Origin of the sequence: Erwinia mallotivora (genome assembly GCF_000590885.1) — a bacterium.
GTDB lineage: Bacteria > Pseudomonadota > Gammaproteobacteria > Enterobacterales > Enterobacteriaceae > Erwinia > Erwinia mallotivora.
The window spans coordinates 37,976-55,921 of record NZ_JFHN01000075.1 but is presented as its reverse complement, the minus strand read 5'-3'; the positions used below and the strand labels follow the sequence as shown (position 1 = coordinate 55,921).

Annotated in this window: 12 protein-coding genes; 9 read left to right on the top strand and 3 right to left on the bottom strand. The window is 54.7% G+C overall.

The window, feature by feature from the left end:
• The first annotated feature begins 53 nt into the window (after nt 1-53).
• Both BG55_RS20315 and BG55_RS20310 read left to right on the top strand, forming a co-directional pair.
• Nucleotides 54-1,235 carry an MFS transporter gene (locus BG55_RS20315; RefSeq protein WP_034941472.1) on the top strand — a complete coding sequence of 394 codons (1,182 nt, stop codon included), beginning with the start codon at nt 54-56 and terminating at the stop codon, nt 1,233-1,235.
• A 168-nt stretch (nt 1,236-1,403) separates the two neighbouring features.
• Nucleotides 1,404-2,432 carry a transporter gene (locus BG55_RS20310; protein WP_034941471.1) on the top strand — a complete coding sequence of 343 codons (1,029 nt, stop codon included), beginning with the start codon at nt 1,404-1,406 and terminating at the stop codon, nt 2,430-2,432.
• An 88-nt stretch (nt 2,433-2,520) separates the two neighbouring features.
• Here the strand turns inward: BG55_RS20310 and BG55_RS20305 are convergent, their stop codons facing one another.
• From BG55_RS20305 to BG55_RS20295, 3 genes are all read right to left on the bottom strand, one after another.
• Nucleotides 2,521-3,753: a L,D-transpeptidase family protein gene (locus BG55_RS20305; RefSeq protein ID WP_034941867.1), complete on the bottom strand. Its 1,233-nt coding sequence runs from the start codon at nt 3,751-3,753 to the stop codon at nt 2,521-2,523.
• A gap of 182 nt (nt 3,754-3,935) precedes the next feature.
• Nucleotides 3,936-5,750, bottom strand: coding sequence for a glycoside hydrolase family 15 protein (locus tag BG55_RS20300; RefSeq protein WP_034941470.1), 1,815 nt, complete (start codon nt 5,748-5,750; stop codon nt 3,936-3,938).
• A 57-nt stretch (nt 5,751-5,807) separates the two neighbouring features.
• Nucleotides 5,808-6,401: a DedA family protein gene (locus tag BG55_RS20295; protein ID WP_034941466.1), complete on the bottom strand. Its 594-nt coding sequence runs from the start codon at nt 6,399-6,401 to the stop codon at nt 5,808-5,810.
• Between the two features lie 297 nt (nt 6,402-6,698).
• Here BG55_RS20295 and BG55_RS20290 point away from each other — a divergent pair, with 297 nt between their 5' ends.
• The 7 genes from BG55_RS20290 to BG55_RS20260 all read left to right on the top strand — a co-directional run bounded on the left by BG55_RS20290 (nt 6,699) and on the right by BG55_RS20260 (nt 17,829).
• A complete protein-coding gene (locus BG55_RS20290; RefSeq protein WP_034941465.1) occupies nt 6,699-7,286 on the top strand; it encodes a Yip1 family protein in 588 nt (195 codons plus the stop codon).
• Nucleotides 7,287-7,575: 289 nt separating this feature from the next.
• On the top strand, nt 7,576-8,517 hold the full coding sequence (pbpG, locus tag BG55_RS20285) for a D-alanyl-D-alanine endopeptidase (protein ID WP_034941864.1): 942 nt from the start codon (nt 7,576-7,578) through the stop codon (nt 8,515-8,517).
• 90 nt (nt 8,518-8,607) lie between these two features.
• Nucleotides 8,608-11,046: a DUF3772 domain-containing protein gene (locus BG55_RS20280; protein WP_034941862.1), complete on the top strand. Its 2,439-nt coding sequence runs from the start codon at nt 8,608-8,610 to the stop codon at nt 11,044-11,046.
• A gap of 363 nt (nt 11,047-11,409) precedes the next feature.
• A complete protein-coding gene (locus BG55_RS20275; RefSeq protein ID WP_034941464.1) occupies nt 11,410-12,222 on the top strand; it encodes a DUF3289 family protein in 813 nt (270 codons plus the stop codon).
• On the top strand, nt 12,219-12,644 hold the full coding sequence (locus BG55_RS20270; protein ID WP_052018971.1) for a DUF943 family protein: 426 nt from the start codon (nt 12,219-12,221) through the stop codon (nt 12,642-12,644). Before BG55_RS20275 ends, BG55_RS20270 begins: the two co-directional genes overlap by 4 nt.
• A 587-nt stretch (nt 12,645-13,231) precedes the next feature.
• The gene (gene bglX / locus BG55_RS20265) at nt 13,232-15,529 is read left to right on the top strand and encodes a beta-glucosidase BglX (protein ID WP_034941463.1); all 2,298 of its coding nucleotides are present in this window, start codon (nt 13,232-13,234) and stop codon (nt 15,527-15,529) included.
• A 404-nt stretch (nt 15,530-15,933) separates the two neighbouring features.
• The gene (locus tag BG55_RS20260) at nt 15,934-17,829 is read left to right on the top strand and encodes a methyl-accepting chemotaxis protein (protein WP_034941857.1); all 1,896 of its coding nucleotides are present in this window, start codon (nt 15,934-15,936) and stop codon (nt 17,827-17,829) included.
• Nucleotides 17,830-17,946 lie beyond the last annotated feature (117 nt).

Sequence of the window (17,946 nt, the reverse complement as noted above, 5' to 3'; positions counted from 1 at the left end):
AGCCTGCTACGCGTATGATATAAATCACATCGCATTAATTTTCTGGTTCTGACATGTCTTCTGCTCCCGCACTGTCCGGCTCACAGCTGAACAAACGTATTATCTCAGTGGTGATTTTTACCTTCTTTTGCTACCTGTCGATCGGCCTGCCGCTGGCGGTACTGCCCGGCTACGTCCAGCATCATCTGGGGTACAGCTCGTTTATTGCCGGTCTGATTATCAGTCTGCAATACTTCTCCACCCTGGTCAGTCGCCCGCAGGCCGGGCGCTATGCTGATTTGCTTGGCCCAAAAAAAGTGGTGCTGGTGGGCTTACTGTTTTGTGGTGCCAGCGGATTATTCAGCCTGCTGGCGGTACTGGCCGCAGGCACGCCGTTAACCAGCCTGCTGCTGCTGGCGGCAGGGCGCGTGGTGCTGGGTATCGGAGAAAGCCTGACGGCGACCGGCTCGACGCTGTGGGGAATTAACCTGGTGGGGACGGTGCAGAGCGCCAGAGTGATTTCCTGGAATGGTGTGGCAACCTATCTGGCGATGGCGCTCGGGGCACCGTTGGGGGTGATGCTCAACAGCGCCTTCGGTATCCCCGGTTTTGCGGTACTGATTATGCTGATGGCAGTTCTGGGCTTCTGGCTGGCGACGCAGCGTCCCGCCGTGGTGGTGGCGGTGGGACAGCGCATTCCGTTTCATAAAGTTTTCTCACGTATCTGGCTGTATGGCCTGTGCCTTGGACTGGGCACCGTGGGCTTTGGCACTATTGCCACCTTTATCACCCTCTATTTCTCCAGTCACAACTGGCAGGGAGCCGCCTTTTCGCTCACGTTGTTCAGCCTGGGTTTTGTGGCCATGCGGCTGGTGTTCAGCAACGCGATTGGTCGCTTCGGCGGCATTCGCGTCTCGCTGGTTTCGTTTGCCATTGAAAGTGCTGGCCTGCTGATGATCTGGCAGGGCAACTCGCCGCTGATGGTGGATATCGGGGCTTTTCTTACCGGCTCGGGTTTTTCGCTGGTGTTCCCGGCACTGGGCGTCGAAGCCATCAAACAGGTGACGCCACAGAATCAGGGGTCGGCGCTGGGCCTTTATTCCGCTTTCCTTGACTTCGGGCTGGGCATCACCGGCCCGCTGGCGGGGCTGCTGATTGGCTGGCAGGGCGTGGATTCCATCTACCTGGCCGCCGCGCTGATCGTATTGTTCGCATTTATGATTATTCTGCGGCTGCAAATCAGCTGTAAAAGTTAGCCGTGTCAGGGTGGTGGTCCATGCTGTTCTACAGGGTCGCCATCCTGCGGCAGCAGGCACGGCGATAACAAGCCGAAAAATGTCACCTCTTCACTGAACAGACCGTCAATTCTCTGTCACAGAGTTGCGTTACAGTCTGGTGACATTTTACTGACAGACGGGATTTTCATGACCCATCGCCAGCCATTAACTTTGCAACACCCTGATTTCAGTGATGAGGTGGCCGGTCTGATTTATGGCTACTGGTTTTGCGACAGTACAGGCCCGCAACGTCTCTCTGCACAGCAGGCCTGCGATCGCTGGCAGCAGTCTGAGAGCAACCATCATTTTCTCTGGCTGCATATTAATCTCAGCCACGCCACCGCCGCCCGCTGGCTGAAAAATAACTTCAGTGTTGATGACACCTTCTTTGATGAAATTCGCCATGGTTCTCCTACCACCCGGATTGAGAGGCAAAATGAGGCGTTGATGGCGGTACTCAACGACGTCATTTTTGATCCTACGGAAACCGTTAACGAGAATGCCACCTTGTGGATCTGGTGTCGGGCAGGGCTGGTGGTCAGCGCCCGCTACAAACCGGTGCGGTTGATCGAGCGGCTGGTCAGCAAGCTGGACGATCTGGCATTGCAATCTTCCACCGAACTGTTGGCGCAGCTGCTGGTGGAGCAGGAAACATTACTGGAGCAGATAGTCCGTCATGCCAATCTCTGTGTTGATCAAATCGAAGAGCGCCTGCTGACCCACCATATCAAGAACAACCGCAGCGATCTGGGCAGGCTGCGTCGGACGTTGCTACGTTTTCAGCGTCTGCTGGCCCCGGAACCGGCGGCGCTGTTTCGCTTGATCAACCGTCCACCGGGTTGGCTCGATCGGCAGGTCGTACAGGATCTGCGGCAGTTCACCGAGGAATTTACGGTGGTGCTGAATGACCTGACCAGCCTGACAGAACGCATCCGGCTGTTGCAGGAGGAGATCGCCTCGCGGCAAATGGAGCAGAGCAACCGCACGCTTTACACGCTGACGGTGATCACCGTGCTGGCTCTGCCGATTAATATCGTGGCGGGCTTTTTTGGCATGAATGTCGGAGGGATACCGTTTTCTGCTAATCCACACGGTTTTATCATGCTGGTGCTACTGGTCACGCTTTTTACCTGTGTGGCAGGCTGGCTGGCGTTGCGTCAGCGGGACAGAATGTAATGCACGGTGCGATGTTTACTGTAGCTGGCTGATGACGGGCAATAAAAAACGGGCCATTACGGCCCGTATATTGACCAGGCGTGACTGGTTACTGACTGGCCGTCCCGCTGCTGTTTTTTGCTGCATCCGCCGTGGATTTATCTTCGTAAACCGGGCCGGGCTGGCTGGGCACCACAAAGCTGCCATCGGTATTGGTCGCCGCGGGCTGGCCGCTGGCAGGCGCAGCCTGGGCCGCAGCGGACTGATCCTGAGCAGCCGCCTGCGGGTTTTGCGCGGGGGCGGCATTCTGATCAACCACGTTGGCACCCTGGCTGGTGACCGGCGTCATCGGCTCCTCTTTGGGCATCGCGCCCTCCGACTGTGGAACGGCGACCGGTGTGGCAAAGCTGTTGTCCGCGCCGGCGTTCACTTTAACCGGCATCCCGCTACGGGCTTTCATCGCATTATCCAGCGCCGCGCTGTCAATGCTGGCATCACCCACCACTTTATTGACTGCCGGGGTAATAGTCAGCGGAACCGGCTCGCGAGAGTTGAACTGCTCCTGGGTCTGTGACAGAGGATTGTGCACTTCCACCAGCCGTGAACCATCCGGCTCAACCGAGGCTTTAATTGGCTGATCGATAAACTGCACGCGCGTACCTGCCGGCACGTTGTCGAACAGCCACTTGATGTCGTCCGCCCGCAGACGAACGCAGCCGTGGCTGACGCGCAGGCCAATACCAAAGTTGGCGTTAGTCCCGTGGATGGCGTACAGGCGACCGATGTACAGCGCATACAGTCCCATCGGGTTATCCGGTCCGGCAGGGAAGTAGGCAGGCAATGGTGCGCCCGCTGCGGCGGCATCTTCATGCATCTTTTTAGTGGGTGTCCAGGTCGGGCCATCTTTTTTACGTTCGACCTTGGTAGTCCAGCTGATTGGCGTGTCTTTACCCAGCTCACCGACACCGATTGGCAGTACCACCACGGTTTTGGTGCCTTTCGGATAGTAATACAGGCGCATTTCAGCGCTGTTGATCACAATACCTTCACGCGGGGCATCAGGCAGCAGCAGTTGCTGAGGAATAATCAGCTTCGAACCGCCTTTCGGCAGGTAGACATCCACCCCTGGATTGGCTTCCAGCATGTTGCTCAGGCCCATCTGGTACTGTGCGGCAAAGGCTTCAAGCGGCAGCTTACTGTCCTGAGGCAGGGTGATTTCAAGGTTCTGACCAATCAGACGACTGTTTGCCGCAGGCAGGGAGTAAACAACGGCTGAGGCGGATTGGCTGTATGCCGTTACGGCCAGGGCTAAAGCGGCTAATGCGCGGATGCTCTTTTTCATATTTTTCAGGTAAAGCGCCATGTAATCAGTGGATAAATAAACCTGTACCGGCAGATGTGACCGGCTGCACATTATATGGTCATAATTCGCCAGGATAAACCTGGATTTGTGGTTCCTTAACTAAATTTACCCGGAATTATCTGTAAAGCCTGGCTCTGCCGGGATTAAACCGCATTTTGCCCTCAGGGTTGCCACTGTGGATCGTCACCATCAAGTTTACGATTGAGAAAAAAAGCGGCGCTGATCAGCGCCAGATGGGTGAGCGCCTGTGGGGTATTACCCAGCGCATCGCCCTGATGGTCAAACTCTTCGGCATACAGCCCAAGTGGGCTGGCATAGCTGAGCAGCTTTTCAAATTCAAAATGGGCTTCATCCATCCGGCCTGCTCTGGCGAGACATTCAACATACCAGAACGAACAGGCGGCAAAGGCACCTTCTTCACCTGACAGCCCGTCAGCCGGGGTTTGCGCTAAATTATAGCGTCTTACCAGACCATCACTGACCAGCTGTAGCTTGATGGTGTCCAGCGTGGCCAGCCAGTCAGGATCGGTAGCGCCGACAAAACGCACCAGCGGCATCAGCAGCATCGAGGCATCGACAAAGTCGCCGTGGCGGGTGGCGGTAAAATGGCCGCGTTCCGGATTCCAGAAATTCTGCCAGATATCTTCACGGATCTGGTCACGCGCCGCGCACCAGCGGGCGCAGGGGAAGGCGAGGGAGCGTTTATTCGCCAGCCGGATGGCGCGATCCAGCGCCACCCAGCACATCAGACGGGAGTGCAGAAAATGCTGAGGTTCGCCACGCATCTCCCAGATCCCGGCATCGGCCTGATTCCAGTTTTCGCTGACGTAATCGATCATTTTACTGACATGCATCCAGCCACGGTGCGAGATGGCTTCACCGTATTTGTTCGCCAGATAGACGGCATCCATCAGTTCGCCGTATATATCCAACTGCGTCTGTCGCCAGGCCGCGTTGCCAATCCTGACCGGCGTGGAACCGGCATAGCCGGAGAGATTTGGCAACTCGCTTTCCTGAAGTTCGGTGCCGCTGTCCAGCCGGTACATCACCTGCAATTTTTCCACCTCATCATGGCTGTTTTCGACGCAGCGCCCGACCCAGCGGGTAAAGTGGCGCGCTTCATCAACGTAGCCAAGACGCATCAGCGCATACATGCTGAATGAGGCGTCGCGGATCCAGGAGGCGCGGTAGTCCCAGTTACGCTCACCGCCTGGCTCCTCCGGCAGGCCAAAGGTTGCCGCTGCCGCGATGGAACCGTGCTGACGTGAGGTTAACAGTTTTAAGGTCAGGGCTGAGCGGTTGACCATCTCCCGCCAGCGCCCGTTATAGGTGCTTTGCGCGCGCCAGTTCCGCCAGAAGCTCAGCGTCTCCTGAAAGCACTTTTCGCTGCTCAGTTGATCAAGCCGCTTATCATCGGCGGCACCGAAGGTAAATTCGCGGTATTCACCAGCTTTTAAGGTGAACGTCGCCACGGCGGCTGCCTCATCCAGCGTAAAGTCCAGATCGCCGCAAAGCCGCAGGTCGGGCTGCTCACTGGCGCTGAACAGCACGCTGTTTTGTTGCAAACGGGCGGTGGTGCTGGCTCTGGCATAGTCATGTACCGGCGCGCAGCGCAGGCTGAAGGTGGCTTCCCCCTTGACCATTTTTATCCGGCGGATAATGCGTGGCGACTGCGCTTCCTGCGGGCAAACCGGCATGTAATCGGTCATTTCCGCCACGCCCTGTTTTGCCAGCCAGCGGGTTTGTAGCATGGCGGTATCCGGCAGATAGATCTGCTGGCGCTTAGCGTCCTGCCAGTCAGGCGAAAGAGAAAAAAGTCCGGCCTTATCGCTGTCCAGCAGGGCAGTAAATACCGACGGGCTGTCCAGATTTGGCCAGCAGAAATAATCAATGCTGCCATCGTTGGCAACCAGCGCGCAGGTCTGTAAATCGCCTATCACCCCATGATCTTCAATCCGGCGTTTTATCTCACTCATTCTTTCCCCCGTGGTTAACGCAATAAGATGTCGTCCCGTGATAACGACAGCGCGGCCTCAGTCCGTATTGCCCTTGTCCTCTGCATGATTTTCGTGCTGTGAGCGATGCTTAATATAAAGCCGGACCAGCCAGACCAGCAGCACCATCAACCCCACCCAGAACAAAGGTTTAAGGTGCTGGTCCAGACTGTGTAGCCAGGGGGCGATAACCCGGCCGCCCGCATAGCCCAGTGAGACAAAGATCAGCGCCCAGAGCACCGCCCCGATAACGTTAAACAGCAGAAATTTTTGTGGTTTTATCCGGCTGGCACCAATAATCACCGGGCCGACGATGCGCAGTCCGTACATAAAGCGCACGCCGATGACAAACAGCACCGGACGTTTGCGGATCAGCCGCCTGGCGCGCGCGATGTGCTGCTGATGTTTTTTAAACCGCTCCAGCACGGCCGGGCCATAATAACGGCCGATAAAAAACAGCGCGGTGTCACCCAGAATGCCACCCAGAGTTGCAGTCAGCACCACCAGCCCATAGTTGAGCAGCCCCTGATGTGCCGCCACGCCGCCCAGCAGGGTAAAGGTTTCTCCTTCCGCGAGGCAGCCAACAAACAGCGCCAGATAACCGTATTCTGTGATCAGATGATTAACATCCATATGCCTTTCCTCCTGCGGGTGTGGCGCGGTCATGTTGCGACAACGGCGGCGAATGGCGGGCGACGATTTAATCAGCCAGCAGAGCCATTTCTGCCGTCAGTCAGACGCGGCGCGAAAACATTCAGTCTATACGCTGGTGCTTAAAACGCGCTGAAAAGCAATTTTTTAACCGGAAATTGAACGAATTAGTTTTAAATGTGGCGGTTTAAAAAATAAACATTTCAGCCCGCATTATACTTGAAGTGACCCGCCATCAGCCCGATGGCGGCCATCCGTCGGCAGCAGAGGAGTGAAGAAATGAACCATGTATGGGGACTTCTGGCGCATCCTGATCGCGAGATGCACGATATCCGGCAGGAAAATGAAACCGTCTCTCATCATTACACACATCATGTTTTGCTGATGGCGCTGATCCCGGTGATCTGCGCTTTTATCGGTACCACCCGGGTTGGCTGGGATGTTGGCGCACAGCAGAGAATTTTGCTGTCGCCTGTTACCGCTCTGTCACTGGCGGCGTTGTTTTATGGCCTGATGCTAATGGGAGTAGCGGTGATGGGGCGGGTCATTTTCTGGATGGCGCGTGACTATCCACAACGTCCTGCTCTGGCGCGTTGTACAATCTTTGCCGGATATGTTGCCACCCCGCTGTTTATCAGTGGCGTGGTGGCGCTTTATCCACTGGTCTGGCTTTGTGTGCTGACTGGCGCACTGGCACTGCTTTATACCGGGTATTTGCTCAGTGTCGGCATTCCGACATTTCTGAATATTGACCGGCAGGAGAGCCTGCGCTTTTCTGGCTCCATCCTGGCAACGGGCATCCTGGTGCTTGAAGTATTGCTGGCGCTGACGGTATTACTCTGGGGTTATGGTTATCAACTGGTTTGATCGACCGGTCAGTGACAGCCTTTTGCCCGACAGCGCCCGGAAGCATTATCTCAGCACATCATGCTGCCGGGCGCGGTAAGCTGCAACACTCGCCTACCACCCACCCTGGCTGTCATCATCTGTCGTAAAACTGTTAATAGTTTATTAACGCCCGGAAACGAATAACCTTTAGGAAATAACTGAATACCCGCTGTATGATGCGCAAGCCAGCCCCCGTTAAGACCTTATGGCACGGTGGCAGCGTGCAGCCTGGCTGCATCTGAATCATCATCCGGTTAAGTTTTATAAAATGCCTGCAAAAATTCGCTTATCGCTTCTCACTCTGGCTCTGCTTTTTTCCACACCGGCCTTTCTGCATCAGGTTTCTGCCAGTCCCCGTCAGCCGCAACTGGCTGCCCAGCCGGAGATTGCTTCTGGCAGCGCGATGATTGTCGATCTGAACACCAATAAGGTGATCTACGAAAGCCACCCTGACCTGGTGCGGCCGATGGCCTCGATCACCAAACTGATGACGGTCATGGTGGTGCTGGATGCGCACCTGCCGATGGATGAGATGCTGAGTGTGGATATCAGCCACACCGCAGAGATGCGCGGCGTTTATTCCCGCGTGCGGCTCAACAGTGAAATCAGCCGTAGAAACATGATGTTGCTGGCGTTAATGTCTTCTGAAAACCGTGCGGCGGCCAGCCTGGCCCACCACTATCCGGGGGGATATGACGCCTTTATCCGCGCGATGAACGCCAAAGCGCATGCGCTGGGAATGACCCATACCCGCTACGTCGAGCCGACCGGGCTGTCGATCCTCAATGTCTCCACCGCGCGCGATCTGACGAAGTTGCTGATTGCCACCAAACGCTACCCATTAATTGGCCAGCTTAGTACCACCCATGAGCAGATGGCGACCTTCAGAAGTCCGAACTACACTCTGCCTTTTCGCAACACCAACCACCTGGTGTACCGGCCTGACTGGGATATTCAGCTGACCAAAACCGGCTTCACCAATCAGGCAGGGCATTGCCTGGTGATGCGTACGGTGTTTAATCACCGTCCGGTGGCGCTGGTGGTACTGGATGCATTTGGTAAATACACCCATTTTGCGGACGCTAACCGGCTGCGGAACTGGCTGGAAACCGGCAAGATTTCTCCGGTGCCGCCTGCCGCGCTGAGTTACAAAAAGCAGAAGGCGGCCGAGATGGTCAGCAATGACGGCGCGCCCGATGTGGTCGAGTAATCAACCCGTCCGACCTTTTCAGGCGGAATAAACGCATCCCGATTTTTCGGGATGGCATTTAACGGTCTTGTTTTTTATCCGGAATTTTTCATGTCTCATTTACGCCTCTTCTTTCGCTATTTTCTGTTGGTGCTGATTACCCTGCTGCCGGTCGTCGGCCAGGCCGCCAGCGATGAAACCAGCCAGCAAACCGGTGAAGCGCCGGTTAAAGTCAACGCGGCAGTTGAGCTGCCGAAGATGCAGAAAGTGCTGGATAAAATTAAGCAGCAGGTTTCAGGTGAAACCAACGACAGCCGCCTGTCAGCGCTGAATGATATGGCCCTGGAGCTTTCAGGTGATGCCGACACCCTGATGCAGGGGATCATTCCTCAGCGCGCCCAGTTGCAGGCGCAGCTGGCGGTATTAGGACCGGCACCAAAGGCGGAAAGTGGCGTAAAAGAAACCGCTGAAGTGACCAGTAAGCGTAAGAATCTGGAAAACCAGAAGGCAAAAATGGATGACCAGGTTCAGCAAACAGAAGCGATCAAAAGCGGGGCAATTAACCTCTCTGCACAGATTGTTAACCTGCGTCGCGAAGGACTGAAAACCCAGCTGGCACTGAATGCAGGCAGTATTTTTGGCCCGCGCTTCTGGTCACCGATGTTCAATACCCAGAGCGATGACGGCGCTAAAGTCAGTGATTTTGTCAGCGAGCTGGGCAATACCGCTTTGCTCTCCTGGCAACCCGGCTGGCGTCTGGGCACGATAATCTGGGTGATGCTGGCCCTGCTGGTCGCCACTCAGGGACGCCGTTATCTGGAAGAGTTTCTGGCCTGGGTTGGCATTCACCTGCTGCCGGAAGGGCGTCTGCGCCGCAGTTTCCTCGCGGCGGCCACCGCCCTGACCACGCTGGTGGCGGTGGTGCTGGCGTTTAACTTTCTGAATCTGGCCTTCACCCGGCATGACGAGGTCGTGGACGATGTGCGCACCTTTGCTGACAAGCTGGTGGGCCTGAGCATTTTTTGCGGATTGATTGCCGGTCTTGGCAGGGCGTTCCTCTCCACCCGTCGTCCCTCCTGGCGCTTACCGAATATCTCCAATCAGGTCGCGCTGGCGCTGAAGCCATTCCCTCCGCTGCTGGCCTCGCTGGTGTTTATCTTCCAGATGCTGGAAATTCTTAACAACAGCGCCAATACCAGCGTCGCCACCACCGTGCTGGCAAACGGTATCACCGCGCTGCTGATCGGCAGCACTGCACTGTCCATCAGCTTCCGCACCAATCGCGCCCGACGCAAAATGGCGCTGGAAGGCGGGCATCCGGAAGCCAAATCGACCCTGGTAGGGCTTATCCAGATGGCAATCACCCTCGCTGGCGTGGCCATCCTGCTGTCGCTGCTGATTGGCTATGTCACACTCGCACGCTTCCTCGCTTACGAGCTGATCTGGGCCGGGATTGTGTTTGGATCGTTCTACATTCTCAGCCAGCTGGTGGCTGACGCCTGCGAAAGCCTGTTTTCAGTCAATAACGCCTCCGGTAAAAGTATCCAGCGCTCGCTAAATATCGATGCACGCCACCTGGGGCAGGTGGCAACCCTGCTGGGCGCGGCGGGTAAAACGATTCTGGTGCTGGTGGCGGCGATGGCGCTGCTCAATGGCACTTTTGGCAGCGCAACGCCGATTGAACTGGTGCAGAAAGCCATTGAGTTCTGGGGTGGTAAAGGGCTGGAAACGCTGAACATCGTCCCTGCGCATGTCCTGAATGCGCTGCTGTGTCTGATTGTCGGCATCTACGTACTGCGCTCCGCCAGACGCTGGCTCGATCAGGATTTCCTGCCAAAAACCACCATGGACGCGGGGATGCGGGTTTCACTGGTCACCCTGTTCAGCAACCTCGGCTATGTGCTGGTGTTCCTGCTGGCGCTGTCGATCATGGGCCTGCAATGGAACAAACTGGCATGGATCGTCAGCGCCCTGTCGGTCGGTATCGGTTTTGGCCTACAGGAAATTGTGAAGAACTTTATCTCCGGTCTGATCCTGCTCACCGAGCGTCCGGTCAAAGTGGGGGATCTGGTCAGCATCAGCGGTATTGAAGGGGATATTCGCCGCATTAACGTGCGCGCCACGGAAATCCAGCTGGGCGATCGTTCGACGGTCATCGTGCCTAATTCGCAATTTATTTCGCAGAACGTCCGCAACGCCACGATGGGCAATGCCCAGGGGGTGGCGACCATCACCCTGACTTTCCCTCTGGATATCGATCCGGTACGGGTACGTCAGCTGCTGCTGGATGTCTATATTGAAAATGAGCGCATTCTGGAGACGCCGGAACCTTCGGTGACGTTCAAGGATCTGATCCCGGCGGGGATTGTGCTGTCGGTGACCGGCAACGTTGCCAGCCCGCGTCAGGTTTCCGGTGCCAAAAGCGATCTGCTGTTTGATATTCTTACCCGCTTGCGCAAAGAGGGCGTGGTGCTGTCATCGCCACAGACGATGATTGTCGAGCGGCGCAACGGTCAGAAAGTGGTGATGGACGACAGCGCAACGCCTTGAGAGGGTTTGTGCCTTGCGTTAACCGGCAGCGTGGCAAGGATGCCTTACCGTCTGGCGGGTTATTCGTCATGCCTGACTCGCTTCGGATTAATTATATTGAGTGTGATTACCATCGCTGGCGTTGCTGCGGCGCATGCGGTGGTCTTAGTCCTGAACAATGTTAAATCCAGAACTTCGCTCAGGGCCGTGTCCATATTACGTGACCATGATCACCCTGCGATATATATCTCAGGAAATATACTGCTTAAATCCGGGCAGACTCCTATTTTTACCTGCCAATGTTTTATTTCATTTTCCTCTCGTTTAAAGTACATCGGTTTTTTAACCGCAAAATCAACAGTACTGTCATTACAAGGATTGGTTATGTCAGCATTGCAGTTTCCTTATACAATTTATCAGACACAGCACAGGTTTAACGATTACAGCGCAGATGACATGCGCTATGGTGACCTGACCGCAAAGCAGCTCAGGCAGGATTTTGGACTGGATGACGTGTCAGATGTCGTCAATCCGTGGACAGGTGAAGAGGTTTCGCTTTTCAGTGCTTTCAGAAAGTCTCGTCCTAAATCTAAAGCAGAAACAGCCACATTGCTCTTTCAGGAGTTTTTACGCCTGTCCATACCAGCATACTATTTCGGGCAGCGACAGTTGTTTACTGGTTTGGTGAAGCATTTCTACAGTGGGCGGGGAAAAGCATTTTCCAGTCTACTTCTTGATATGGCCTACAGGGAGAAAATTATTTCTGCCCGTAAAAATAAAAGTAGTTCTCTTTATATAATTGAAGAAAGCCTGAAGGAAAATATAAACTGGGACAAGGGGTGTCTGGATAGTTCTGGCGTGGAGGTAATAAGGGAGGCGTTAAGTGTCTCTGTTTTGCCAAAATTTAACCGCTGGAAAGATTTTTTTAATGGTATGGGGATGTCTGTCCATGATGTATATGCTACCAATATCCAGATTTCAGAGATTAAGATAGATAATAATACTTACCATGCGAAACTGCTATATAAAGGTCAGGACCACTTCGGCTTGGATAAAAAAGACATTATGAATCGTAAGTTTCACTATTTACGTGCATTTCGTATATGGTTTGTTCTTCAGCGATGGAATGGTTTAGGTTTTCAGCCGTTCTTCACTAATATGAAAACGACAATAGAAATCTCTGGAGAGCGGAAATGAAGCTGGTTAAAAAACTTTTGTTCGTTTCGACTTTTACTTTGTTGGTTGTATTGTTATATAGATTCCTTTTACCTGTCCAGGTTGTTGCGGTTTACCAGGATAAGATTTCTACATTTATTTTGGTGAAAAACTTCCCGCTCAGTGAATATGGTAAGAGGGAGTGGTGGAAAAAAAACAGAGATGAAATACAAAATAAATTTAATTTCCCTAAAAAAGACAATGAGGGAAGATATATCATTACAATATGGTCATTTGACGGGGTCTATAAAAAAATACCTGATAATGACAACCGACTCAGCACTGAAACGTCCGATCTTTTATGCTTTACATCTCTTAAAGAAGATGCAAATTGCATTGATAAAAACATATTGATGACAATTCAAAAAAACCTCAACGGTCCTGAATCAATAAGGGTGCAATAAATTCTGTAATTGTAAAATCAGAAACTAACGATAAGGTTGTTATATTGATTTTTATATCAGCTCACCAATGAGCTGAAAGTTTTCACCAGTAAAAATAAAATCTGCAAGCCTGCGTTGAGTGCAGGCTGTGTGAAAACGTGTTCTGTAGGTAGTTAAAGCGAAAAATGGAGATTAAACCGCGTCGCTGAGTAAAATTTGAATCTTACCAGCCAGACCTTCTGTTGAGGATTTTCCATAAATTCACCCACCTCCGTTCATGGTGTGCGTTTTCACACCGCCTGCGTGTGAAGCGGAAGTTCGCTTTGAGGGGAACCCGGTTAACATGAGCCACCCTGTGCTTTCCTGGTCAGCCTTGCTGAAGCCTGATTGGGTGAAAGCGATGGAGCAGCCATTTACAACCAGGATTAATCATTGCTGCTGGTAGATGTGTAATCCGTGGACAAGACTTTCTCCTGAAAATCAGATCCGTCTCGCAGCCGTGTGCGGAAAACTATCTGCTATCCTCAACTTATGGCACACTGAGCGCCTTACAATCCTGTAACACAATAACTCCCTGTTTTTGCCGCTATTTGAGAGAAACCAATCTGATGAAATGGATTTGCTCTGTCAGCCTTGCTGCCGCCCTCATTATGCAGCCGGCTTTTGCTGAAGAACGGCCTGCCCCCCACGCCCTGACCCCGGAAGCCCGCGATGCCTTCGTCACGGACCTGCTGAAAAAAATGACCCTGGACGAAAAAATCGGCCAGCTGCGGTTAATCAGCGTAGGGCCGGATAACCCGAAAGAAGCGATCCGCGAGATGATTAAGCACGAGCAGGTCGGTGCCATTTTCAATACCGTCACCCGGGAGGATATCCGTGCCATGCAGGATCAGGTGATGCAGCTCAGCCGCCTGAAGATCCCGCTGTTCTTTGCCTATGACGTGGTCCATGGTCATCGCACCGTATTTCCTATTCCGCTGGCGCTGGCTGCCAGCTGGGATCTGGATGCAGTATCACAGGTGGGACGGATTTCTGCTTATGAAGCGGCAGACGACGGACTGAATATGACCTGGGCGCCGATGGTGGATGTCACCCGTGAGCCGCGTTGGGGCCGGGTTTCGGAAGGACTGGGCGAGGACACGTACCTGACGTCACAGATGGGCCGTGCGCTGGTGATGTCAATGCAGGGTAAAAGCCCGGCCGACCGTTATTCGGTGATGACCAGCGTTAAGCACTTTGCCGCATACGGCGCGGTGGAAGGCGGGCGCGATTACAACACCGTTGACATGAGCCCACAACGACTGGCGCAGGATTATCTGCCACCCTATAAAGCCGCACTGGATGCGGGCAGTGGCGGGGTGATGGTGGCGCTTAATTCACTGAATGGCGTGCCGGCAACCGCAGACAGCTGGCTGCTGAAAGATCTGCTGCGTCATGACTGGAAATTCAAAGGCATTACCATCAGCGATCACGGCGCGATCAAAGAGCTGATCAAACATGGCGTGGCCAGCGATCCGAAAGAGGCGGTGCGCATTGCCATTCAGTCCGGCGTCAACATGAGCATGAGCGATGAATACTACAGCAAATATCTGCCGGACCTGGTGAAGAGTGGCGCAGTCAGTGAACAGGAAATTGATGACGCCACCCGCCATGTGCTGAACGTCAAGTATGATATGGGCCTGTTTAACGATCCCTACAGCCATCTGGGGCCGAAAGAGAGCGATCCAAAGGATACCAATGCCGAGAGCCGTCTGCATCGTGAGGAAGCACGCGACGTGGCGCGCAAAAGTATGGTGCTGCTGAAAAACCGGCTGGATACGCTGCCGCTGAAAAAGTCCGGCACCATTGCGTTGATTGGCCCGCTGGCCGACAGCCAGCGTGACATCATGGGCAGCTGGTCAGCGGCAGGCGTCGCCTCACAGTCGGTCAGCGTGTTGCAGGGGCTGAAAAATGCCACCGCCGGCAAAGCCACCGTGCTGTATGCCAAAGGGGCCAACGTAACGGACAATAAAGGCATACAGGACTTCCTTAACCTTTACGAAAAAGCGGTGGTTGTCGATCCCCGTTCGCCGCAGGCTATGCTGGATGAGGCGGTGGCGACGGCGAAAAAATCCGATGTGGTGGTGGCGGTGGTCGGTGAGGCGCAGGGTATGGCGCATGAGGCGTCCAGCCGCAGTGATATCACCATCCCTCCGAGCCAGCTGGCGCTGATTGACGCGCTGAAAGCCACCGGGAAACCGCTGGTTCTGGTGCTGATGAACGGGCGTCCGCTGGCGCTGGTGAAGGAAAATATGCAGGCAGATGCGCTGCTGGAGACCTGGTTCAGCGGCACGGAAGGCGGTAATGCCATTGCCGATGTGCTGTTTGGTGACTACAACCCGTCAGGCAAGCTGCCGATGTCATTCCCACGCTCTGTCGGGCAAATTCCGATTTACTACAACCATCTCAACACCGGTCGTCCTTATGACGCGGAAAAACCGAACAAATACACCTCGCACTACTATGATGCCGCCAACGGTCCGCTGTTCCCGTTCGGCTACGGTCTGAGCTATACCACCTTCCGGGTATCGCCGGTGACGCTGTCGGCCAAAACGATGCCGCGCAACGGCACGCTCAACGCCAGCGTCACGGTTACCAACACCGGCAAACGCGACGGTGCCACCGTGGTGCAGCTCTATCTTAACGATGAAGTGGCCAGCATCAGCCGTCCGGTGAAAGAGCTGAAAGGCTTTAAGCGTATTATGCTGAAGGCCGGTGAAACGCAGACGGTGACCTTCCCGATTGATGTGCAGGCGCTGATGTTCTGGAACGCGAAGATGCAGCAGGTGGCTGAACCGGGCAAATTCAGGGTGATGATTGGGCTGGATTCCGCCCGCACCAACAGCGCGGAATTTGACTATCTGTGAGGTGCACCCTCTGGCTGTTTGCGGCCAGAAGCGCAGTAGAACAAGTGGCTACTGCGGCTTTCTGAACGTCACGCCGTGCAGAACTCATCTTCAGGCACCCACTCGCTGGGTGCCGCCACAGGGGACGAAGGCTTCGTCCCCTTTTTTATCCAGAACCGCTAACCCGCAACCGCGATGTTTTTGCTGCGGGATAGCCTCCAGTCATGCCCTGTGCGGCCAGCGGCCCGGCGCTGGATGCGCGTGGCGGAAACCCGCCGTTTCCCGGCGGCACACCGGGCGATGCAGCCTGTTGGACAGCCAGCGTAAAATCTGCGGTTTGTGAGCAGGATCACCTCAAGAAAGCCATCGGCGCGCCGTTAATTCGATCAGGCAATTATGCCTTATTGAGTTTAACGAGGCTCTCCATGTTAAAAACTACCCAGGGCAGATTTACCCTCCTGATCATCAGCTTCTTCGTGTTGCTGCTGTTGATCACGGTAGTGGTGATAAAAATATTTGTAGCGCCTCAGCTCACGACCAGTGAGAGTCGGCTGGTGCGTTATGAAGTCGATACGATTGGCTCACGTATCACCGATATGATGAACCGTATTCAGGCGCAGCAGCGCAGCATTACCGAAACCGTAGCCGTGCTGGACAGCGACACCATTGATAAAGTTTTACCGGCGCTGGTTAACCAGTACCAGGACGTCAACGTCTTTGGTGGCGGTATCTGGCCTCTGCCAAAACTGCGTGACCCGGCAAAAGATAAATTCAGTACTTTCTTCGCGCGCGACAGCAGCAATACGTTGCAGGTCAACACCTTCTGGAACTCCGCCGAAGCGCCGAATTATTACGAACAGCCCTGGTATAAAGATGGTATGGCAGCGGCAAAAGGGCAGTGTGCCTGGGCGAAAGCCTATCAGGACGCCGCCAGCCCGCAGCCCCGTACCAACTGTGCAATGGGCATTTATCGCAATGGCAGCGCATGGGGCGTGGCGACCATCGACGTGACGCTGGGTTTCTTTAACCATCTGGCGAAAGAGATGAGCAGCGCGGTGCAGGGGCAGGTGCTGATTGTGGAAGCCGACGGGAAAGTGGTGGGGGATGCCAGCCTGGTGGATGCCACGCCAACCCTGCGTAATCTGAGCGAGCTTTCTGTGCCGATGGCCACGCCGCTGCGCGCCCTGTTAGGGCAGGCGGCATCAGGCCCGGTGCAAAGCAACTACGAAGGTAAAGACGGCGACCACACGCTGTTTGTTCAGCAAATCAGCGGCAGCCCCTGGTATATCGCCAGTGATGTGCCCACCGCGCTGTTGTCAAAACAGAGCAACGCTATCCTGACCCGGCTGGGGCTGGTGCAAATCCCGCTGGCAATTCTGCTGCTGCTGGTGGTGCTGGGCTCTGTGCGCGCAATGATGAAACGCCTCAGCGGACTGAATGACAACATTATCGCGCTCTCTTCCGGCGGTGCTGATTTAACCCGTCGTCTGCCTGCCAGCGGCAGCCCGGAATTTGACGCGGTGGCGCAGAGTTTTAACAACTTTATCAGTTACCTTCAGGGCCTGTTGCGTCAGGTGGGTGACAGTGCGCTGGCGATCACCTCGGCCTCGAAAGAAATTGCCAGTGGTAACCTCGATCTCTCTGCCCGTACCGAAGACCAGTCCAGTTCAATTGTGGAAACTGCCGCTTCAATGGAGCAGCTGACCGGCACCGTGCGGCAGAATGCGGATAACGCCACCCATGCAAACCAGCTGGCCGGAGACGCGTCCCGCGTGGCAGAGCGTGGCTCCAACGTGGTGAAACAGGTGGTTACCACCATGGGCGAAATCAATACCTCTTCACGCAAAGTGGTTGATATCATCGGCGTTATCGACAGCATTGCCTTCCAGACCAACATCCTTGCCCTTAACGCTGCGGTGGAAGCCGCCCGTGCGGGTGAACAGGGGCGTGGTTTTGCCGTGGTGGCTTCTGAAGTGCGTAACCTCGCTCAGCGTTCAGCAAACTCCGCCCGTGAGATTAAAAAGCTGATTGAAGAGTCGGTTGCCAATATCGACCACGGCAGCCTGTTGGTGCAGGAAGCGGGCAGCACCATGGATGAACTGATGAACGGCGTCAGCAGCGTGACCACGCTGATGGCCGAAATCATGTCAGCCAGCCGTGAACAAAGTATGGGCATCGATCAGATCAACACCGCCATCAACCAGCTCGACAGCAGCACCCAGCAGAACGCCTCGCTGGTGGAGCAGGTTTCTGCCGCCGCCCAGGCGATGGAAGAGCAGAGTGTTCAACTTGAGCGTGTAGTCAGCAGCTTTAAACTCTGACCTCCGGCCCGGCCTGCCAGCGGCAGGTCGGGCTGAATCTCCCCGCGGTGCTGTTTCAGCCTGCCGTTTTGTCACAAAATTGCACGAATTTTCCCGTCGGCCTGTTGCAGGATATGC